The sequence below is a fragment of the Clostridium autoethanogenum DSM 10061 genome, from assembly GCF_001484725.1.
Classification (GTDB): Bacteria; Bacillota; Clostridia; order Clostridiales; family Clostridiaceae; genus Clostridium_B; species Clostridium_B ljungdahlii.
On the sequence record NZ_CP012395.1, the window covers coordinates 3,075,555 to 3,096,811 of the forward strand.

Below are 21,257 nucleotides of genomic sequence, written 5' to 3' on the forward strand. Positions count from 1 at the left end.
TGCATGAAGCATGTTGTAATAGGAACAGCGGGGCATATAGACCATGGCAAAACTGCACTTATAAGAGCCTTGACAGGAAGGGAAACTGATACTTTAAAAGAAGAGAAAGAAAGAGGAATATCCATAAACCTTGGATTTACTTTCTTTAATTTGCCATCAGGGAAAAAAGCTGGAATTATAGATGTGCCTGGCCATGAAAAATTTATAAAAAATATGTTAGCTGGGGTTAGTGGTATAGATTTAGTACTCATGGTGATTGCAGCAGATGAGGGAGTTATGCCGCAGACTAGAGAGCACTTTGAAATACTTCAACTTTTAAATGTAAATAAAGGTATTATTGTCGTTACTAAAATAGATCTAGTAGATGAAGAGTGGCTGGATATGGTATTAGAGGATATAAAGAAAGAGTTTAAAGGAACTTTTTTAGAGAATGCTCCCATATGCAAAGTTTCTTCTAAAACTAAAATTGGTTTAGATTCTCTGGCGAAAGAAATAGATAGACTTACAGAAGATGTTTCCTGTAAAGATGTAAGAGGGCATTTTAGACTTCCAGTAGACAGAGTTTTTTCTATAAGTGGATTTGGCACAGTTGTAACGGGTACCGTAATTAGTGGAAGTATTAGAGAAGGTGAACAAGTACAAATATATCCTTCCAAAGTATTATCTAAAGTGAGAGGTATACAAATAAATGATAAGCAGGTAAAAAGAGCTGAAGCAGGTGAAAGATGTGGAATAAATTTAGCTAATGTAAAAACCAGTAATATAGATAGGGGAGATGTAATATCGCTAGAAAATTTAATGGAACCATCTCTCATGATAGACTGCAAATTACATTATTTAAAGAGTGCACCAAAACCTTTGAAAAATAGACAAAGGGTAAGGATTTACCATGGTACCAGTGAAATCATATGTAGGGTAGTAATACTTGATAAGAAGGAAGTAAATCCAGGAGAAGATTCTTACGTTCAATTTAGATTGGAAAAGCAGCTTACTTCCCAGAGAAAAGATAGATTTGTAATAAGAAGCTATTCTCCTATGAGTACAATAGGTGGGGGAATTATAATAGAACCTTCTGCTAAGAAAGCTAAAAGATTTAATGAGGAATATATAGAAGAGTTAAGAATAAAAGAAAAAGGGAATACACAAAATATACTAGAAGGTGTCATTAAAAATTTAAGCGAAAATTATCCTAAAGAAGAGGATATATTAAAAGCTTTGGGCAAAAACGAAGTCAGCATAAAGAATCAGTTAAAAAAGCTAGTAGATAGTGGAATAATAATATTATTAAATGGAGGAGAAAAAACTGTATATCTTCATAAAGATTTTTTGAATGAAAAAATTAATGTATTAGAGAATATACTAGAAAAGTTTCATGAAGATAATCCTTTAAAAATAGGAATATCTAAAGAGGAAATTAAAAATAAAGTATTTGGAAAAAAAATTAAGCAAAAAATATATGATTGTATAATGGAGTTTTTGGAAAATGAAAATGTTATAAACACTTACAAAAATTTTGTATCCCTAATAGATTTTCAACCTAAATACAATGATATGCAGAATGATATTAGAAAAAATATACTGAGTGAGTTTAAAAAGCAAAAGTTTATTCCACCAAAGTATTCAGATTTAGAGAGTATGTGCAAGGATAAAAAATCATTTAAAATGGTATTTGAATCTTTAGTTGATAGAGAAGATATAGTTAAAGTTTCTGAGAATTTCTGGCTTCTTTCTGAGTACTATGAAAAAGCTAAAGATATTGTAATAAATTTTATAAAGGAGCATGGAAGCATATCAATTGCTGAATTTAGAGATGAACTGCAAACCAGCAGAAAGTATGCTTTGGCACTTATGGAACATTTTGATGCTATAAAGTTTACCAAGAGAATGGAAGATAAAAGAATCCTTTATTAACCACATATGAATTCGTTGACATTAGGTTTTGGTTTACTTATAATAGTACTTGGTGATTTCAAATGGGAGTAGATAGGTGCTGGTGTGCCTGCCAGTCTTCAAAACTGTGTTGTCGTGCTAATACCACGATGGGTGAGTTCGATTCTCACATATTCCCGCCAGTTGATATTACAAGCTTTAGATATCAAGGATTCAGATGGATTACATAAAATAGATTATATATTTAAAGGGATTTCTATAATAGTTATGTTATAGAAATCCTTTTTTGCTTTGCCTAAAAAGAGAGGAGATTAGTTATATCAATGGTTGGAAGGAAAAATGCGTAATATTTTACAATATATGAATTTAATATAAATTTAATTTCATGAGCAACTCTAATGTGTACATTTTGTATAAATTATTATTAAAAAAATGTACATTCTGCAAATAGAATTACAAATTTCCATTTGCTATAATATAATTATATCAAATAGTTGATAAATTACGACGATTTCTGCTGGTTCTTTTGTTACTTATACGATAATAAAAAATGTATAAATTTAGTCAGGAGAATTAGAGATTATGACATATCTTTTCAATTAAGGCAGCAGATACATATCCTGATTAGGGCCAATTAAATGTTGTGAACAGCTGAGGACCTGTATTTTCTTAATGTAAATGTTTAATAGGATTTTTGGGGTGTAGGATGATGAACATATTATATACAAAAATATTGTAAAAGCACCTAATCTCATTTTCCTGAATCCCGCTGTGTTATTTTTATCAACTATGTGTACAATGGGTGATATGGTCGTGATACCTATTGTAAGTAATTTATACTAGGTATTAAAAATGATAATTTAGCCAATGCTATTATTAGCGGATCATCCATGATAGGTGTTATTTTTGCTTTATTGGTGCTACTTTAGTAGACACAATAAACAAAAAGACATTAATAATTATCAGCTTTGTCTTGTTGACGTTTACTTCTGTTTTTGACAGTGCAATTGTCAACGATTACTATATGTTGGTATGCCGTTTGATTGTTATGGGCGTCGTATTGGGATTAGAAGTAGTACTGGAAAATATTCAGGATACAGCAATTGGTATAATGGGCGTAGTAAACGAAATTGCGTTATTTTTTTGTGTATATGCAGTTACAGGTATGAAATCAATTATGGAATTTACTTCCTCTTTGTCCGTATGGCCAATATTAGGTGTGATTTGTCTTGTGGCTGGTGTATTTGCCGTAATTGGATTTATTAAAAGTGAAAAAAGTTTTGATGAAAAGTATAAGGTACAAATCAAAGAAGTTTAAAGTGTTGTAGTATTAATTGACACAATTGTAACTTAAGTAAATGTTTAAAGAAGGGGTGTATATTATGATAATAATTGGTGAAAAAATTAATGGAGCAATTCCTTCCACAGGTAAAGCCATTGCAGCAAAGGATTCAGAATTCATAAGAAATCTTGCAATAAAGCAAACAGAAGCAGGTGCAGATTTTATTGATGTTTGTGCTTCAGTGGATGATGACATTGAACTGGAAACAATGAAATGGCTTATAGACATCGTACAGGATGCAACCGATGTGCCTATCGCAGTGGATAGTCCTAACCCCCACACATGCGTAGAAGCCATGAAATACTGTAAGAAGCCAGGCCTTTTCAATTCCGTGTCAATGGAAGGGGACAAGATTGACGTGGCATTTCCTGCAATCGCTGATACAAAATGGGAGTGTGTTGCTCTCTTGAACAGCGACAAAGGAATTCCCAAAACTGCTAAAGACCGTTTGGATGTATTTGCAGAGTTAATGGCAAAAGTAAAAGAATACAACATTGATCCGTCCAGGATGCATATTGATCCTTTGATTGAAATGCTGTGTACATCAGAAGAAGGGATTACCATGGTAACCGAAGTTATGAAGAAAATCAAAGAATTGTATCCTACGATTCATGTTGTTGGAGCTGTTAGTAATATCTCCTTTAATATTCCAGCCAGGAAAATTGTCAATCAGGCATTTGCAGTATTGGCTATGAATGCAGGAATGGACAGTTTTATTCTTGATCCATTAAATCAGGATTTAATAGGGATGTTGTTTGCAACAGAAGCACTATTAGGTGAAGACGAGTACTGCATGGAATATATTAGAGCATACAGAGAAGGAATATTCGGTAAAAAGAAATAATTACATAAATAATAAGGATAAATAATTATATAAACAATAAGGAGGAAAAAATAATGTCTAAAATTGAAGAAGTAAAAGTTAATTTAGAGGCAGGTAAAACTAAACTTATTAAAGGATTGGTGCAGGAAGCACTAGATGAGGGAAGCAAAGCAGAAGATATACTTCAAGCTATGATTGACTCAATGGGTGTTGTAGGCGATAAATTCTCCACAGGAGAAATATTCGTACCTGAAATGTTAATAGCAGCAAAAGCAATGTCAAGAGGTGTAGAAGTGCTTAAACCTCATCTTGCAAGTGGGGCTTCAACTTCTTTAGGCACATGTGTTATTGGAACAGTTGCAGGTGATTTACATGATATTGGTAAAAATCTAGTTTCAATGATGATGGAAAGCACTGGATTTAAAATAGTAGACCTTGGAGTAGATGTACCTGCTGATAAATTTGTTGAAGCAGTTAAGGCAAATGAAAATGTAAAAATAGTAGCATGCTCAGCACTTCTTACTACAACAATGGCAGCTTTGAAGAAAACAGTTGAGACTTTAAGAGAAAGTGGATTAAAAGGATTCAAGATAATGGTTGGTGGTGCTCCTGTAACAGCTGAATTTGCGGATTCAATAGGAGCAGATGCATATACACCTGATGCAGGTAGTGCTGCAGTTAAGGCTAAAGAATTGGCAACGGCATAAATATATTATAAATAATATAAGGAGGTATTGTTGTATGTTAACTAAAAGACAGAATTTACTCGAAACTATTAAAGGTGGAAATCCAGATCGTTTTGTTAATCAATACGAATTTTTGAATATGATCATGGAAGTGCCTTTGGGAGTTGAGTTCAATTACGGTAGTACTTGGAAAGATAATTGGGGAATAACATGGCAGTGGCCAGAAGGTCAACTTGGTTCTTTCCCTGTTCATGATGCAGAACACATAGTTTTAAAAGATGCTACTGAATGGAAGGAATCCGTTAAATTTCCTACAATTCCAACTTCTGATGAAGCTTGGGCTCCAGCTATTGCTCATGCTAATTCTGTTGACCGTAATGAGGAATTTGTGGCACCTTTCTATGCCCCAGGTATCTTTGAAATGACACATCATCTTATGGGTATGGAAAATGCATTAATGAGTTTATATGAAGAGCCTGAAGCTATGCATGAGTTAATTGACGCCCTTACGCAGTATGAGCTGGATTTTGCAAAAGTGATAGTTGAAAAACTTCATCCAGATTGTATTTTCCATCATGATGACTGGGGAAGTCAAAAAAACTCTTTTGTGGCTCCTAAAATGTTTGAAGAGTTCTTTCTTCCGGCTTATAAAAAAATCTATGGTTACTATAAAGCCAATGGTGTTGAATTGATTGTTCACCACAGCGATTCTTATGCTGCTAACTTGGTTCCATATATGATCGAAATGGGAATCGATATATGGCAAGGCGTTATGAACACTAATAACATCCCTGAATTGATCAAGCAATATGGTGGAAAAATATCCTTTATGGGAGGACTCCACAGTGGTTTGATTGATTTTCCAGATTGGACACTTGAAAATTGTATCAAACATGTAGAAGAAGCTTGCAAAGCTAATGGAAAGAAATACTTTATTCCATGCCTGACTGCGGGTTTACCTCAGGGGTATTTCCCAAATGTATATGAGACAGTAACTAAGGCAATAGATGAAATGAGTAAAAAAATGTTTTAAGCTACATAACTGAGATAAAACATTTTTGTTGTAAATAAAAAACATTTTGGATCAATGTTAAAAATAAATTAATCCAAAATGTTTTTTATGCAAAAAAGAAGTTAATTATTTTATATCACCATTTTCTATTAATGACATTTCAACCGATCCATATGTTCCGTGCATTCCATAAGTCAGTTCATCACCTTTAAGTGCTGGCTCACAGCAGGTTGAGGACACTTTGTGATATGTATTTTTTCATATTCAAGCACGAGTCTCACTTTATTGTCTAATATATAGGGAACTCCTATATTCTAAAACTTAAATTATGTATATTCAAGTAGAATATAATTATATTTAAAGAAAAATACTTCATAGGAGGAATTACATGAATATTTTGAATAAGAAAATTGAACTTATTATTAATTCAGAAAAGGGTAAAGATATCATAAAGGTTAAATCAGGGGAAAATTTATTTAATGTATTAATGGATAAGGGAATATTTATAGATAGTCCCTGCAATGGAAAAGGAATTTGTGGAAAATGTAAAGTTAAAGTAATAAAAGGATTAAAGGAAGCTACTCCACTTGATATAAAACAATTAACTAAAGAAGAGTTAGAAAGTGGATTTAGGTTATCCTGCAATTTTACTATTAATGAAGATGTAGAAATAGTACTTTTAGAAAAGAATAAAGATATGAAAGTATTAATAAATGGGACAGAACAGCAATATACGCTAGATACTGTAGTGAAGAAAAAATATTTAGTAATTGAGGAACCATCCATTAATGATCAACGGGATGATTATAGAAGGTTAAGTGATGCTTGTGAAAGTGATGATTTACTTATTGGTTTACAATATTTACCCCAAATAAGTGATTTATTAAGAGAAGCTAATTTTAATGTTACCGCATCACTTTATAAGAATCGTCTTTTACATTTAGAAAAGGACAACTGTTTGCAACAAAACTATGGATTGGCTGTAGATATAGGTACAACTACTATAGTAATTTATTTATTAAATCTAAATGATGGGAAAGTAATAGATATAGATTCAAGAGTTAATAACCAGAGGAGTTATGGGGCTGATGTGGTTTCAAGAATAAATTTTACTATTGAGAATCCAAAGGGATTAGGTATATTGAAGGATAATATTGTAAGTCAGCTTAATGATATGATAGAACTGTTATGTAAAAAAAATAACATAAGTGAAGATAACATATATGATATAGTTATTGTTGGAAACACTATTATGATTCACCTACTGCTTGGACTTCCATGTGAAAATATAACTAGGTCGCCATATATTCCAGTGGTTACAAAGGCACTGGAGATTGAAGCTAAGGAGATTGGAATTAAGACTAAAGGCATGGTAAGCTTACTTCCTGGTATATCAGCTTTTGTAGGAAGTGATATAACTGCTGGTATATTATCCTGTGGTATGTTAAATTCAGAAAAATACTCATTATTATTAGACCTTGGAACTAATGGAGAAATTGCGCTGGGCAATAAAAGCGAAGTAGTAACTTGCTCTACGGCTGCTGGACCAGCTTTTGAAGGTACAAATATTAAGCATGGAATTGGTGCCGTAAAAGGAGCTATAAGCAAGGTTGATTTATCAAGGGATAAAATATATGAAACAATAGGAAATGAAAGACCCTGTGGAATATGTGGTTCAGGAGTGTTGGATGCTGTGGCACAGTTTGTGAAGTTTGGAATATTAGATGAAGCAGGTAGAATGGTTGGAAAGGATGAAGTGGAAAACAAGGATTATCAGAATAGGATTGTTGAGATAGATAATATGAGACAGTTTATTCTAGCACAAAATAGTATACATGATGAAAGTATTACCTTTACACAAAAGGATGTACGAGAAGTTCAATTAGCAAAGGCTGCTGTATGTGCTGGTATCAAAATACTTTTAAAAGAAAAGAACATAAACTTTAATGAAATAGAAAAAGTGTACATTGGCGGTGGATTTGGTAACTATATGGATATAGAAAGCTCTGTTAATATAGGCATGATACCCAAAGAACTCAAGGGCAAGATTAAATCTGTGGGCAATTGTGCAGGGAGTGGAGCTAAAACATATTTGCTATCAAAACAAATAAGAGAGAATGCAGCAGATATTATTAATAAAACGACATATATAGAGTTATCAAAAAGAGAAGATTTTCAGGAGTATTTTATAGATTCTATGATACTGTATTAAGGCATTTGAAAGAAAATAACAAGTCAAAGATTTAATATATGAGAGACTTAGAAATCCAAAAAAGAGATTTCTATAAATAGTTATATTTATAAAGGTCTCTTTTTTATATAATAAATTGTTATGCTGTTTTATAGAAATAAGGATTTATCAAAATTAAATTTGTATACTAAATTCATAGTTAAATCATTAAATTCATATTTGTTAACAGAAATATTATTAAAAAAATCTATATGAGAAACATCTATTTTATTATGGGTGTTTACGCTTATGTTAAACCGGAGTGCTATTCTTTGATCTTGTTCCTACAACAGCTTTCTATATAAAAGGAATTATATTAGATTTTAAAAGGATGTTCTTTGGTATTCAAAATTAATTTTCTTTCTTCCATTATTTCAAATACGATTAGCAAATGAAGCTTGACTTTAGGATCATCTAAATCCAATTTTGATATTTCAAGAATCCGCTTCAATTGATATAAAAATGTTGCCCTCTGCATATAAAGATGCCGGATAGTTTTTGCAACACTCAGGTTATTTTGCAAATATATTTTCAAGGTTTTGGTATATTCTCGCCTGTGCTTTTTATCATAGTCCATTAACCTGAGCAAGCCCTGGGGGCAGAGAGCTTCTATCTTTGATTCAGCAGCCGCCCGGAGAATTAATCGCTTTAGAGCGTATTGTTCATAACGGTAGCACCAAATTGTTTCATCATAAATGCTTCCAATACGGATTGCATCACATGCTTGAAGATAGTATTCGTCGAGATTTTTAAAGTTGTGGAATTCTTCGCTTATACCAGCTTTCAAAAGTCCATCTCTTAAAATATAAACCAATACGGATAGCAGTTCATCTCTTGTCTTAGCCGCTACATTTAAATTTACAATCGCCAAAATATAGTCTTTCTGCTCTAAAGCTACACTTCCTGGAATATTTGCCTCAAGTATGGAGCCAATAGTTGAAACCGTATGAATCACCTGGTCATATCTACTGACTTCGACTGCAATGCAGAAATAGCAATCTGTTATATTCCAGTTCTTATACTGTAAAATTTTCTGCAGTTTTGATTCATCCACATTTTGTTTATCTAAAATCTGGTTGATGATTGTTTCAAAGCCCTTAGGATGATCGTTCATTGGGAAATCTTGCTTGACCATAGAAACTTCTAATATGCTACTTAAAAATTTCAGTAACGGTGAGTCGCTCACCTTGAATGGACGCTCTGTTTCACTGACTACGATGCGCGCTACGTAAATATCGCAAATGCGAATGTTGTAAAATAGAATTCGATATCCCCACATTTCTGCAGAAAATAATGTCGGATCCGTAGCTCCTATTGTACTGATAAATTCCGGATTAAACTTTAGTTCATCAATTTCTTCGGGACTTAAATATTTATTGGTGTCTTCCTCTGAATACAGCATCAGGTTTCTCGCTTTTTTTCTCTCACAGAAAAAAATGTTTCGAAGCCCCGGCGTATATATTCCAATTGGGTTGTTTATAAACGGAAGTGCAGATTCACCAAGCTCTTTCAGTGGAGCATTATTGGTTAACAACTCTAAAAGCTTTTTCTCCCAATTTGAAAACAGGTTAAACGTATCCTGCAGCTTTTCCATTATTTCTAGTGGATTAAGTTCTGGGGTTACAAAAATAATATCCATGTTTTTGTTAAATTCTATACTTTTATCATATCCGAAACAAATATATGCTCCATCCTGCTCAGAATTTCGAAGTGCGATTAACTCATCTAATTTAATCAAAGCCAAATCGGAAGATTGCCGCGTTTTATCCTGACGGTAAACCGTCACACGTTCCAGTCTGCAATCAATAGGATTGGAATTCAAAAAACTTGTGATTATAGGAAATGATACGTAGTCTTTGATAATATATGCATTTAATTTCATAAGCACCTCTAATTCATACATTTTGTATAAATTATATTTAAAAAAATGTATATTCTGTAAATAGAATTACAAATTTGTATTTGTTATAATATAATTATATCAAATAGTTGGTAGATTACAACGATTTCTGTTGGTTCTTCTGTTACTTATACGATAATAAAAAATGTATAAATTCAGTCAGGAGAATGAGAAATTATGGCATATCTTTTCAATTAACACAACACATACATATCATGATTAGGGTCAATTAAATGATGTGAAGCTGAAGAGGTTATGTTTCCCTAATGTAAATGTTTAATGGGACTTTTTTCGGTGTAGGATGATAAACATATCATATCCAAAAATATTGTAAAATCACCCAATCTGATTTTATGACTCTCGCTGCTTTATTTTTATCAACTATGTACATAATGGGTGACATGGTTGTGATATCTATTGTAAGTAATTTATATTAGGTATTAAAAATGATAATTTAGTCAATGCTATTGCAATTGTCAACGATTACTATATGTTGGTATGCCGTTTGATTGTTATGGGCGTCGTATTGGGATTAGAAGTAGTGCCGTAAAATATTCAGGATACAGCAATTGCATCATTTTTTTGTACATATGCAGTTACAGATATGAAATCAAAGAAGTTTAAAGTGTTGTAGTATTAATTGATATAATTGTAACTTAAAGTAAATGTTTAAAGGGGTGTATATTATGATAATAATTGGTGAAAAAATTAATGGAGCGATTCCTTCCACAGGTAAAGCCATTGCAGCAAAGGATTCAGAATTCATAAGAAATCTTGCAATAAAGCAAACAGAAGCAGGTGCAGATTTTATTGATGTTTGTGCTTCAGTGGATGACGACATTGAACTGGAAACAATGAAATGGCTTATAGACATCGTACAGGATGCAACCGATGTGCCTATCGCAGTGGATAGTCCTAACCCCCACACATGCGTAGAAGCCATGAAATACTGTAAGAAGCCAGGCCTTTTCAATTCCGTGTCAATGGAAGGGGACAAGATTGATGTGGCATTTCCTGCAATCGCTGATACAAAATGGGAGTGTGTTGCTCTCTTGAACAGCGACAAAGGAATTCCCAAAACTGCTAAAGACCGTTTGGATGTATTTGCAGAGTTAATGGCAAAAGTAAAAGAATACAACATTGATCCGTCCAGGATGCATATTGATCCCTTGATTGAAATGCTGTGTACATCAGAAGAAGGAATTAACATGGTAACCGAAGTTATGAAGAAAATCAAAGAATTGTATCCTACGATTCATGTTGTTGGAGCTGTTAGTAATATATCCTTTAATATTCCAGCCAGGAAAATTGTCAATCAGGCATTTGCAGTATTGGCTATGAATGCAGGAATGGACAGTTTTATTCTTGATCCATTAAATCAGGATTTAATAGGGATGTTGTTTGCAACAGAAGCACTATTAGGTGAAGACGAGTACTGCATGGAATATATTAGAGCATACAGAGAAGGAATATTTGGTAAAAAGAAATAATTACATAAATAATAAGGATAAATAATTATATAAACAATAAGGAGGAAAAAATAATGTCTAAAATTGAAGAAGTAAAAGTTAATTTAGAGGCAGGTAAAACTAAACTTATTAAAGGATTGGTGCAGGAAGCACTAGATGAGGGAAGCAAAGCAGAAGATATACTTCAAGCTATGATTGACTCAATGGGTGTTGTAGGCGATAAATTCTCCACAGGAGAAATATTCGTACCTGAAATGTTAATAGCAGCAAAAGCAATGTCAAGAGGTGTAGAAGTGCTTAAACCTCATCTTGCAAGTGGGGCTTCAACTTCTTTAGGCACATGTGTTATTGGAACAGTTGCAGGTGATTTACATGATATTGGTAAAAATCTAGTTTCAATGATGATGGAAAGCACTGGATTTAAAATAGTAGACCTTGGAGTAGATGTACCTGCTGATAAATTTGTTGAAGCAGTTAAGGCAAATGAAAATGTAAAAATAGTAGCATGCTCAGCACTTCTTACTACGACAATGGCAGCTTTGAAGAAAACAGTTGAGACTTTAAGAGAAAGTGGATTAAAAGGATTCAAGATAATGGTTGGTGGTGCTCCTGTAACAGCTGAATTTGCGGATTCAATAGGAGCAGATGCATATACACCTGATGCAGGTAGTGCTGCAGTTAAGGCTAAAGAATTGGCAACGGCATAAATATATTATAAATAATATAAGGAGGTATTGTTGTATGTTAACTAAAAGACAGAATTTACTAGAAACTATTAAAGGTGGAAATCCAGATCGTTTTGTTAATCAATATGAATTTTTGAATATGATCATGGAAATGCCTTTGGGAAGTAGATCTAACTACGGTTGTACTTGGAAAGATAATTGGGGGATAACATGGCAGTGGCCAGAAGGTCAACTTGGTGCGTTCCCTGTTCATGATGACGAACACAGAGTTTTAAAAGATGTTACTGAATGGAAGAAATATGTTAAAATTCCTACAATTCCAACTTCTGATGAAGCTTGGGCTCCAGCTATTGCTCATGCTAATTCTGTTGACCGTAATGAGGAATTTGTGGCACCTTTCTATGCTCCAGGTGTCTTTGAAATGACACATCATCTTATGGGCATGGAAGATGCGTTAATGGGTTTATATGAAGAGCCTGAAGCTATGCATGAGTTAATTGACGCCCTTACGCAGTATGAGCTGGATGTTGCAAAAGTGATAGTTGAAAAACTTCATCCAGATTGCATTTTCCATCATGATGACTGGGGAAGCCAAAAAAACTCTTTTGTGGCTCCTAAGATGTTTGAAGAGTTCTTTCTTCCGGCTTATAAAAAGATCTATGGTTACTATAAAGCCAATGGTGTTGAATTGATTGTTCACCACAGCGATTCTTATGCTGCTAACCTGGTTCCATATATGATCGAAATGGGCATAGATATATGGCAAGGCGTTATGAACACTAATAACATCCCTGAATTGATCAAGCAATATGGTGGAAAAATATCCTTTATGGGAGGACTCCACAGTGGCTTGATTGATTTTCCAGATTGGACACTTGAAAATTGTATCAAACATGTAGAAGAAGCTTGCAAAGCTAATGGAAAGAAATACTTTATTCCATGCCTTACTGCGGGTTTACCTAAGGGGTATTTTCCAAATGTATATGAGACAGTAAGTAAGGCAATAGATGAAATGAGTAAAAAAATGTTTTAAGCTACATAACTGAAATAAAACATTTTTGTTGTAAATAAAAAACATTTTGGATCAATGTTAAAAATAAATTAATCCAAAATGCTTTTTATGCAAAAAAGAAGTTAATTATCTTATATTACTATTTTCTATTCTCTAATTTAAAGCATTTTAACAAGAATGGCAGCCATATCTTCAGAAGAAACAATCATGTCATCTTTCAACCACTGTTGTATTACTCCAATACAGCCTGATATAGCGAAAGGCATAACATAGTGAGCTTCTGCTTCCGAGGATGTATCGTCTAGAGGAATCTGGCAGTGCTTTATAGCATCTTTAAACTTTTCTATAAAAGCGTAGTTCCCATCATATCCTAAAAATATTTTAAACATTTCAGCATTAGCTTTTACAAACTCGAATAGATATATAAAAAAAGACAGTAAGTCTTCGTAGGTGGTAGCTTCCTTTGAAAATTTGTCATAAGTTTCACTAAAATCATTAACCAATTCAGTTTCTATCATATCTACCATATCAAATATGTCTTTATAATAAAGGTAAAAAGTTGATCTATTAACATCTGCTAAGTCCGTAAGTTCCTTTACTGTAATACTATTAACTTTCTTTTTAGACATAAGTTTTGTCAAGGCTTGAAGTAGAGCCTTTTTAGTTTTTCTCACACGTCTATCAAGTTTCTTTTCCTCCATAAAAATCCTCCACAAAAAATTTTAATAATTATTCAACACATGTCTATTATATGTTGAATAACCAACAAAATCGCAATAGATTAATGATTGAAGTTATACAACACACATTTTATAATAAACGCATGCTTATAAAAGTACAAGCGTCTTATTGTTGATATTGTTTGTGCCAGTAGTCAATTCACAATTAAGTATGATTTTCTATTGTCGAAAAAAATCTAAAAATCTACCGAAATTTTGAATTGTGAACAATGTTTAAGCTAAAGGAGGTATAACATGAGGAAATTTATATATAAATTTAAGTATGTTCGTTCAGCGATAAAAAAATTAAGTAAAAAAAAGAAAATAGTTTGCATTTGCTTGGTTGTTGTGACTATAGCAGCATTAAGCACATATTTTATAATTAGCGGAAAATCTGATGAGGAAAAAACGTATACGAGGAGTTATCCAGTAAAAACTTTAGAAATTAAGAGTGGTAGTTATCCTATGTCACTGCAATATCAGGGGCTAACTGGAGGTAGTGAAGTTAGAAAGTTATCTTTTAAAAGTTCAGCTAAAATTTTAAAAATATATGTATCTAAAGGCCAGCATGTAAAAAAAGGTGATAAGCTGGTGGATCTTGATAAAAGTGATCTTAATTTTGCAGCACAAGCTGCTAAATCTCAAGTTGATGCTGCTTCTGCACAGTATAATAAGGCGGTAAACGGTGCACAGCAGGAAGATGTAAGTAAAGCACAGATAGCAGTTAAAAATGCACAAGACAGTAATAATTATTATAAAGATTTGTATGATAAGTACTGTAAACTAAGTGATGCAGGGGCAATTTCGAAACAAGAATTGGATGATGTCAAGTTACAATTAGACAATTCTCAAAATGCATTAAATAGTGCAGAGCAGAGTCTTGAACAAATACAAAATGGTTCCAGAGATGAAGATAAAAAGTCACTGTTAGCGCAATTAAATGAAGCAAAAGCAAATTACGATTCAAAGGAAAGTTTAATTCAAGATGCCTCTATGGCAGCAGACGAAAATGGATATGTGGTAGATGTACTGGGTAAAGAAGGAGAAATGCAGCAGGCAGGAGACCTAGTAGTTTTGTTTAGAAGTGAAAATGAAGTCATTACAGTTGGACTTTCAGATGATGATGTAAAGAAAGTAAAAGTTGGTACAAATGCAAAGGTCAAGATAGGGGATGACAGTGCAGAAGGGCAAGTCATAAATATAGTTCAAATGGCTGATAGTAAGTCTGGAACATATAGTGCAGAAATTAAACTCTCGAAACCAATAGATAATAATAAATATTATATAGGAGAAACAGCAGCAGTTTATATAGATATGGGGGATAAAAATGCAATATCTATACCAATTAGTTCTGTCTTAAATGATGGTGAAGATTATGTTTATGTGATTGAAAATGGACATGCTGTTAAGAAAAATGTAACTTTAGGTGATACTGATGAAGATAAAGTTTCAGTGGATGGTTTAAAAAATGGAGATGAGCTCGTAGTTGAAGGCATGAAAAGCCTAAAATCAGGATATAAAGTTACGGTTAAATAAAAGAAGAGGAGAATATAATATGGGATTAATTAAGTCAGCTATAAAAAATAAAAAGATTGTATTATTCCTGGTGGCTATAGTTATAATTGGTGGCTTTTACTGTTATAGTGGTATTTCAAAACAGGAAACCCCGGATGTTGCATCTCCAGCAGCTATGATTACTACGGTTTATCCAGGTGCCTCATCTAGTGATATAGAAAAGTTAGTTACAAAAAAAGTTGAACAGAAAGTTGAAGAAGTTGATGGATGTGATTATGTAGAATCTTATTCAGAAAGCAATGCATCAATAGTTATTATATATTTAAACAATGATGCTGATCAAGATAAAGCCTGGAGAGATTTAAGAGACAAGGTAAAGGATTTAAAGTCTGATCTTCCAAATGGATGTAATGATAGTGAAATTAATACTAATCTTGCAGAAACGGCTGGTATCATAATAAGTATATCAGGCAATAATTATTCTTATCAACAATTAGGAAGTTATGCTGATGATATAAAGAAGCAGCTTCGTGATACTAGTGGTATTTCAAGAATAGATGTAAAAGGTAAGCAAGCTAGACAAGTAAAGGTGCAGATAGATTGGAATAAAATAAATAAGTATCAAGTATCTGTAGCAGATGTATGTTCTGTACTAAGTGCACAAAATATAGACATACCATCTGGGTCTTTAAATTTAGTTACAGGTAAAATAAAAGTAAATACACCCGGTATGTTTAGTTCACTGCATGATATAGAAAATACTGTTGTAGGAGTTTCAAGCAGTACTGGTGAAACCGTAAGGATCAAGGATATAGCTAAAGTATATATGGATTATGATGATGACTCAAATTATAAATTTACTGACAATGGTCAAAATGCAGTATTACTTGCGGGATATTTTCAAAAAAATAAAAATATAGTTCCAATAGGAAAAGATATAACAAAAAAATTAGATACGATAAAAAAGCAGATGCCAAAGGATTTAACTATAGATGAGATTACTTTTCAGCCTAAAGATGTAAGCGATTCTGTCTCTTTCTTTATGAAAAATCTAAGAGATGGAATAATACTTGTAATTGTAACTGTTCTTATAGGTATGGGCTTTAGAAATTCAATGGTAGTATCTGCAGTTATACCTATATCAATATGTATGACATTTATCATTATGTATGCACTTGGAATTAAAGTTGAGCAGATGTCAACTACGGCACTTATTATAGCCCTTGGAATACTTGTTGATGATGCCATAGTAATAGGAGATGTCATACAGGTTGGAATAGATGAAGGCATGACAAGGGATGAAGCAGCATTTAATGGCATAAAGAAGCTGTTTGTTCCAGTATTTACATCTACTCTAATTATTGTGGGAGCTTTTTTACCTCTATTATCAATATCAGGAGAAGTAGGTGAGTTTTTAAAAAGCCTGCCGCAGGTTGTTATAATATGTGTAATTTGCTCTTATTTATCGGCATTGTTTGTAACACCAGCTATGTCTTCCTTGTTTTTTAGAAAGAGCAAGGAGAGCAAACGGGAAAATCCAATTCGTAGGATGTTTGAGAATCTTTTAAAATATGGACTTAAGCACAAGAAGACTATCATTGGGGCAGCACTAGCTGTTTTTGCAGTAGCATTAATTTTAATTAATACATTGGGAATGCAGCTTTTTCCATATGTAGATAAGAATGAAGTATACATAGATGTTGCAAATGAGAAATTTGACGATATAAAAAGTACTAGCAAGCTTGTAAAAAATATAGAAGGCGTATTAAAACAGCAAAAAGAGGTTACAGCTTATACTTCAGCTATAGGTGGTGGCATGCCTCCATTTTATGTAACACTGCCTACAGTTAATCCTTCTAATGATGTAGCTCAAATTATGGTAAAAGTAGATTTGGATAAGACTAAAAAGTTTAAGACAAGACAGGAATTGGTTGAACATATTCAAGAAGAACTGGATAGTAAAATTTCAGGAGGTACAGCTACAGTAAAACAACTTGAAGAAGCAGTACCTATAGGGGCACCAGTGCGCTTGAGAATTACTGGAGATGATTTAGATCAGATTGAGAATGCTTCCGAAAAAATACAGCAGCAATTAAAAAATATACCTGGAACTATGAATATAAGAGATGATGCAGCTAAAAAAAGTTATCAATATGAAATAAATATAGATGAAGATAGAGCATCACAACTTGGGTTATTGAAATCGGATATTCTGCAGCAGATAAATATTGCACTTAAAGGTTATACAGCTTCTGTTTATAGGAAAAATGGTAGTGAATATGATATCATGGTTAAAACAAATATTTCATCTGTAGGAGACCTTAAAAATTTATATATTGAATCAAGTATTACCAAGAACAAGGTGCCTTTATATGAGGTAGCATCTATTAAGCTTAACTCAGAGTTGGATGAGATAAAACATTATAAAGAAGACAGAACTATAACTGTTTATAGTGATGTTAAAAGTGGATATAATTCAGTTGATATAGAAAATGCATTAAAGCAAAAAATAGATGGAATGAATTTAGACCCAGTAAAAGTTATATATGATGGAGAAAAGGCTCAAGTAAGTAAGTACTTTACAAGCCTTGGCATAGCAGGTGTACTTATTTTAGCAATAGTATATATACTTTTATTTGTTCAGTTTAAATCATTTGTACAACCTCTTGTAATAATGTGTGCACTGCCGCTGTCTCTTATAGGAGTGTCAATAGGACTTCACGCATTTGGGATGGACCTGTCACTTACGGCTTTTATGGGTGTAATAAGTTTAATTGGAGTTGTTATAAGAAATGCCATACTTCTTATTGAATATATAAATAATGGAAGAGAAGATGGGCTTTCTGTGGAGGATGCTTGTATGTATGCTGTAAGTCAAAGATTCAGACCTATAATATTGAGTTCTGTAGCAACTATTACAGCACTTATACCACTAGCATTTTCAAGAAGTGCACTGTTTGGTCCTATGTCGGTTGCTATGATGTTTGGTCTTTTAACAGCTACTTTCTTAACATTTATTGTCGTTCCAGTAATTTATTCTTTAGTAAATAATAAACTTGAAGGTAGAGTAAAAAAATTATAAAGATTTATTTACATTACAATAGAAAGTTACATATTATATACAAACACATTAAAATGCAAATAAAGAGTAACTTAGAATGATAAATTATTGAGGGAGTGAGTTTGTAATGTTAACACTTAAATGTAATGCAAAATTGGATGGAACATTTAAAGTATGTGCTAAAGTAGGAAATCATGAATACATTATGGACCATTCAATTGAGAATGGCGGAAAGGATGAAGGTGCCATACCAGGTCAAATGCTATTAGTGGCTTTAGCTGGATGCAAATTAATGGTGATAAGTAGTTATGCTCAGAAAAGGAGAATTACTTTAGAAGAATGTGAGGCTCAAATCACTGGTGATTTTGATGAAATTAAAAATGGAATAGGTTTAAATATCAAAGTAGATATCTTAGTTAAAACAGATGCAGATGACAAAGAAATTAAAAAGATGAACGATTTTGTTGATAAAAATTGTAGTATTGCAGCCATCTTATCCCAGCCTAACATTGTCGAAGGACAAATAAAAAGAAAAAAGTGATATTTTATTAGTAAATAATAGGTTATATTAATCTTTATATATTATTTTGAGAATAGAATTATTTTGGGTACACACTTATACTTTTAAAAAATATATAAGTGTGTATTAGTATGAGTAAAAAATCTGTAATATTGAACCTGTGAGAAAAAACTATTATAATAAATATACTAATTAGGAAGGGGGTCGTTATAAAAATATGAAATTTATTATGAAATTTATAAAAAAAGATGACATTATAAATGTAGTGCTTATTATTTTGGGAAGTTTTTTGGGATGTATTAGTGTCAACATGTTTTTAACTCATGCTCATTTATTAAGCGGTGGTGTTACTGGAATAGCTTTAATAATACAGTATTTATTTAAAATACAAGCAGGATATGTTGTACTTATATTAAATATTCCTTTATTTATTTTAAGCATAATAAAATTAAATAAACGATTTACTATCTATTCATTGATAGGCATGTTAACATTTTCAATAGGATTAATTCTTACACAACCTATATCAAATATATTACATATTAATGATAATTTACTTTATTGTATTTATGGTGGAGTTTTAAATGGAATAGGATTTGGCATTGTTTTTTCATATCATGGGTCTACAGGTGGTTTGGATATAATAGCTATGCTCATTAGAAAAAAGCATTCTAATTTTGATATAGGAAAAATATCTTTTTATATAAATCTTATTATAGTTTCTATTAGTGCTTTTATATTTGGAATACCTAATGCTCTTTATACGTTAATAGCTATGTATTTAACATCTGCTGTACTCGATAAAGTAGTACAAGGGTTATATAAATCTAAATCGGTAATCATTATTACTGATAAAGAAAGAGATGTTACTAAACATATACTTGAAGACCTTAACCGTGGAGTAACAATGCTCTATGGAGAAGGTGCCTATACGGAAAAACAAAAAAAGATACTCTTTTGTATAATTCCTTTATCTCAGTTACCTGAATTAAAAAAGATTGTTACTTCTTGTGATAAAAAAGCTTTTATAAGTATATCTGATGCTTCTGAAATAATGGGAAAAGGATTTAAAAGAGCTATATAAACAGAGTTCTTGGCATCAGATGGAGTTTTGACTCCACCTGATGCTTATTAACAGGATTCTTAGTGCTTCAGCACTTAGAAGGCGTTATCCTTTAGGAAAAATCGTTATCCAGGGACATAGCTGATCTTTACTCCCACTTGGAAAAAAGCAGATATTCCAAATCTTTGATTTGGTGATAGTCGCTTTCGCTGTGCGCGTGGGAGTATTAGATCAGGTAGTCATCGGATAAAAATAAGAGAAGGGATTTTTATAATAGTTATGTTATAGAAGTCCTTTTTTAGTATTTGTAAAACTGTAATGGACTTTTTTGGATTAAAAGAGTAAGCTTTGTCAATTACTTTTATTATGTAAAGGAATTAAATTTGGGCACGATATATAACTCAAATGTAATTTAGTTAATGGGGGGTATAACTAAATTGATGTAAATTAATTTAAAATATGTAAACAATTTAAACTTAGAAGGAAATAATATTTATAGATGAAACATGGATGCCTTCAATGCAGCATTCACAAAATATTAGCGATATGACTTCTGATTTTAGGGTTTTAGAGTATGAACATATAATTGCTACGGATTCTAATACAATGAATGAAAAGGAATAAGAAATGCAAAGCAAAATTACTCAGATAAAAAGTGAAATTAAATCATGTGAAAAGTATCTCTATAATACTCAAGACAAAAATTTAATTCAGGATGTTAAGAGTGAGTGGAATAAGTATATTGATATGCATAAACAAGTTATACAGTTAAGTAGAGAATTGAAGAAGGATGATGCTATGAAAACAAAGATGAAATTGGTGAATTAGCTGTAAGCTTAAATAAATTTATATTCAATATAAAAGAAATAATGAAGGGAGTTAATGAAGCAATTGAAAAAGTTATTTTGATAAATGAGGATATAAATAATAATGTTAATGAATTGTCAAATAATATACAAGATGTATCTGCAACAACGGAAGAAATTGCAGCGGGAATGCAGAAGACAGCAGCTTCTTCAGAGAAAATGGCTGCTACATCAGAGGAGCCTGGAAAAGCTATAGAGGATATTGCAAAGAAATTTTAGTAGTACTTCAAAGCACCTTTCAACATCAGTAAATGATATGGTAAGAACTATAGATCAGCTAGCTGAAGCTTCATCACAGGGAGCTGAAGGTACAACAAATGTTGCTAAAAAGATAGATGATGTTAATTCTAAAACTAACAGTATAGTTGAACAAATAGCAATGTCAAGTGAGAGCATGGGAAAATTAAAAGAAGAAATAAGTAAATTTAAGTTATAGAATTAGTATCTTTTTAGAGTAAGATGT

Annotated in this window: 18 protein-coding genes and 1 tRNA gene; 17 read left to right on the top strand and 2 right to left on the bottom strand. The window is 32.3% G+C overall.

Annotated features, from left to right (window positions below; all coding sequences use genetic code 11):
- Positions 1-3: 3 nt before the first annotated feature.
- From selB to CLAU_RS13930, 7 genes are all read left to right on the top strand, one after another.
- A complete protein-coding gene (gene selB, locus CLAU_RS13905) occupies positions 4-1,911 on the top strand; it encodes a selenocysteine-specific translation elongation factor (protein WP_013237418.1) in 1,908 nt (635 codons plus the stop codon).
- Positions 1,912-1,975: 64 nt separating this feature from the next.
- Positions 1,976-2,072, top strand: a tRNA-Sec gene (locus CLAU_RS20560).
- Between the two features lie 878 nt (positions 2,073-2,950).
- Entirely contained in the window at positions 2,951-3,208 is a 258-nt protein-coding gene (locus tag CLAU_RS13910; protein WP_029170134.1) for a hypothetical protein, read from the top strand.
- 64 nt (positions 3,209-3,272) lie between these two features.
- Positions 3,273-4,076, top strand: coding sequence for a methyltetrahydrofolate cobalamin methyltransferase (locus CLAU_RS13915; RefSeq protein WP_023162882.1), 804 nt, complete (start codon positions 3,273-3,275; stop codon positions 4,074-4,076).
- Between the two features lie 53 nt (positions 4,077-4,129).
- Complete coding sequence (locus CLAU_RS13920; protein ID WP_013237421.1) at positions 4,130-4,762, top strand: corrinoid protein; 633 nt, start codon at positions 4,130-4,132, stop codon at positions 4,760-4,762.
- A gap of 34 nt (positions 4,763-4,796) precedes the next feature.
- The gene (locus tag CLAU_RS13925; protein WP_023162883.1) at positions 4,797-5,774 is read left to right on the top strand and encodes a uroporphyrinogen decarboxylase family protein; all 978 of its coding nucleotides are present in this window, start codon (positions 4,797-4,799) and stop codon (positions 5,772-5,774) included.
- A 367-nt stretch (positions 5,775-6,141) separates the two neighbouring features.
- Positions 6,142-7,965, top strand: coding sequence for an ASKHA domain-containing protein (locus tag CLAU_RS13930; RefSeq protein ID WP_023162884.1), 1,824 nt, complete (start codon positions 6,142-6,144; stop codon positions 7,963-7,965).
- A gap of 334 nt (positions 7,966-8,299) precedes the next feature.
- Here CLAU_RS13930 and CLAU_RS13935 read toward each other — a convergent pair whose 3' ends face one another.
- Positions 8,300-9,865: a PucR family transcriptional regulator gene (locus CLAU_RS13935; RefSeq protein WP_013237424.1), complete on the bottom strand. Its 1,566-nt coding sequence runs from the start codon at positions 9,863-9,865 to the stop codon at positions 8,300-8,302.
- A 704-nt stretch (positions 9,866-10,569) separates the two neighbouring features.
- Here CLAU_RS13935 and CLAU_RS13940 point away from each other — a divergent pair.
- Genes CLAU_RS13940 through CLAU_RS13950 form a run of 3 tightly spaced genes read left to right on the top strand, consistent with a single transcriptional unit; the run spans position 10,570 to position 13,071 of the window.
- The gene (locus CLAU_RS13940) at positions 10,570-11,373 is read left to right on the top strand and encodes a methyltetrahydrofolate cobalamin methyltransferase (protein WP_013237420.1); all 804 of its coding nucleotides are present in this window, start codon (positions 10,570-10,572) and stop codon (positions 11,371-11,373) included.
- 53 nt (positions 11,374-11,426) lie between these two features.
- Positions 11,427-12,059 (top strand): corrinoid protein, encoded by a 633-nt coding sequence (locus CLAU_RS13945; protein ID WP_013237421.1) that lies wholly within the window; start codon positions 11,427-11,429, stop codon positions 12,057-12,059.
- A 34-nt stretch (positions 12,060-12,093) separates the two neighbouring features.
- Complete coding sequence (locus CLAU_RS13950; protein ID WP_013237425.1) at positions 12,094-13,071, top strand: uroporphyrinogen decarboxylase family protein; 978 nt, start codon at positions 12,094-12,096, stop codon at positions 13,069-13,071.
- Between the two features lie 137 nt (positions 13,072-13,208).
- On the opposite strand, the gene CLAU_RS13955 is transcribed toward CLAU_RS13950, so the two are convergent.
- Positions 13,209-13,751: a TetR/AcrR family transcriptional regulator gene (locus CLAU_RS13955; protein ID WP_013237426.1), complete on the bottom strand. Its 543-nt coding sequence runs from the start codon at positions 13,749-13,751 to the stop codon at positions 13,209-13,211.
- A gap of 273 nt (positions 13,752-14,024) precedes the next feature.
- Between CLAU_RS13955 and CLAU_RS13960 the strand changes: the two genes are divergently transcribed.
- The 7 genes from CLAU_RS13960 to CLAU_RS21200 all read left to right on the top strand — a co-directional run bounded on the left by CLAU_RS13960 (position 14,025) and on the right by CLAU_RS21200 (position 21,230).
- Positions 14,025-15,305, top strand: coding sequence for an efflux RND transporter periplasmic adaptor subunit (locus CLAU_RS13960; protein ID WP_013237427.1), 1,281 nt, complete (start codon positions 14,025-14,027; stop codon positions 15,303-15,305).
- 19 nt (positions 15,306-15,324) lie between these two features.
- Complete coding sequence (locus tag CLAU_RS13965; protein ID WP_023162885.1) at positions 15,325-18,366, top strand: efflux RND transporter permease subunit; 3,042 nt, start codon at positions 15,325-15,327, stop codon at positions 18,364-18,366.
- 106 nt (positions 18,367-18,472) lie between these two features.
- On the top strand, positions 18,473-18,886 hold the full coding sequence (locus CLAU_RS13970) for an OsmC family protein (protein ID WP_013237429.1): 414 nt from the start codon (positions 18,473-18,475) through the stop codon (positions 18,884-18,886).
- Between the two features lie 196 nt (positions 18,887-19,082).
- Positions 19,083-19,949: a YitT family protein gene (locus CLAU_RS13975; protein WP_013237430.1), complete on the top strand. Its 867-nt coding sequence runs from the start codon at positions 19,083-19,085 to the stop codon at positions 19,947-19,949.
- Positions 19,950-20,555: 606 nt separating this feature from the next.
- Positions 20,556-20,756, top strand: a complete 201-nt coding sequence (locus CLAU_RS21190) for an MCP four helix bundle domain-containing protein (protein WP_023162887.1) — start codon at positions 20,556-20,558, stop codon at positions 20,754-20,756.
- Between the two features lie 41 nt (positions 20,757-20,797).
- Positions 20,798-21,013, top strand: coding sequence for a hypothetical protein (locus CLAU_RS21195; protein ID WP_013237431.1), 216 nt, complete (start codon positions 20,798-20,800; stop codon positions 21,011-21,013).
- Entirely contained in the window at positions 20,997-21,230 is a 234-nt protein-coding gene (locus CLAU_RS21200) for a hypothetical protein (protein WP_013237432.1), read from the top strand. The genes CLAU_RS21195 and CLAU_RS21200 overlap by 17 nt, the downstream gene beginning before the upstream one ends.
- Positions 21,231-21,257: the final 27 nt, after the last annotated feature.

Bases quoted from the DNA above. Each gene is read 5' to 3' on its own strand.
- selB (WP_013237418.1), top strand. From the start codon at position 4: ATGAAGCATGTTGTAATAGGAACAGCGGGGCATATAGACCATGGCAAA.
- CLAU_RS13960 (WP_013237427.1), top strand. From the start codon at position 14,025: ATGAGGAAATTTATATATAAATTTAAGTATGTTCGTTCAGCGATAAAA.
- CLAU_RS21190 (WP_023162887.1), top strand. From the start codon at position 20,556: ATGCAAAGCAAAATTACTCAGATAAAAAGTGAAATTAAATCATGTGAA.
- CLAU_RS13970 (WP_013237429.1), top strand. From the start codon at position 18,473: ATGTTAACACTTAAATGTAATGCAAAATTGGATGGAACATTTAAAGTA.
- CLAU_RS13915 (WP_023162882.1), top strand. From the start codon at position 3,273: ATGATAATAATTGGTGAAAAAATTAATGGAGCAATTCCTTCCACAGGT.
- CLAU_RS13965 (WP_023162885.1), top strand. From the start codon at position 15,325: ATGGGATTAATTAAGTCAGCTATAAAAAATAAAAAGATTGTATTATTC.
- CLAU_RS13920 (WP_013237421.1), top strand. From the start codon at position 4,130: ATGTCTAAAATTGAAGAAGTAAAAGTTAATTTAGAGGCAGGTAAAACT.
- CLAU_RS13975 (WP_013237430.1), top strand. From the start codon at position 19,083: ATGAAATTTATTATGAAATTTATAAAAAAAGATGACATTATAAATGTA.
- CLAU_RS13925 (WP_023162883.1), top strand. From the start codon at position 4,797: ATGTTAACTAAAAGACAGAATTTACTCGAAACTATTAAAGGTGGAAAT.
- CLAU_RS13945 (WP_013237421.1), top strand. From the start codon at position 11,427: ATGTCTAAAATTGAAGAAGTAAAAGTTAATTTAGAGGCAGGTAAAACT.
- CLAU_RS13950 (WP_013237425.1), top strand. From the start codon at position 12,094: ATGTTAACTAAAAGACAGAATTTACTAGAAACTATTAAAGGTGGAAAT.
- CLAU_RS13955 (WP_013237426.1), bottom strand. From the start codon at position 13,751: ATGGAGGAAAAGAAACTTGATAGACGTGTGAGAAAAACTAAAAAGGCT.
- CLAU_RS21195 (WP_013237431.1), top strand. From the start codon at position 20,798: ATGAAGGGAGTTAATGAAGCAATTGAAAAAGTTATTTTGATAAATGAG.
- CLAU_RS13935 (WP_013237424.1), bottom strand. From the start codon at position 9,865: ATGAAATTAAATGCATATATTATCAAAGACTACGTATCATTTCCTATA.
- CLAU_RS13940 (WP_013237420.1), top strand. From the start codon at position 10,570: ATGATAATAATTGGTGAAAAAATTAATGGAGCGATTCCTTCCACAGGT.
- CLAU_RS13930 (WP_023162884.1), top strand. From the start codon at position 6,142: ATGAATATTTTGAATAAGAAAATTGAACTTATTATTAATTCAGAAAAG.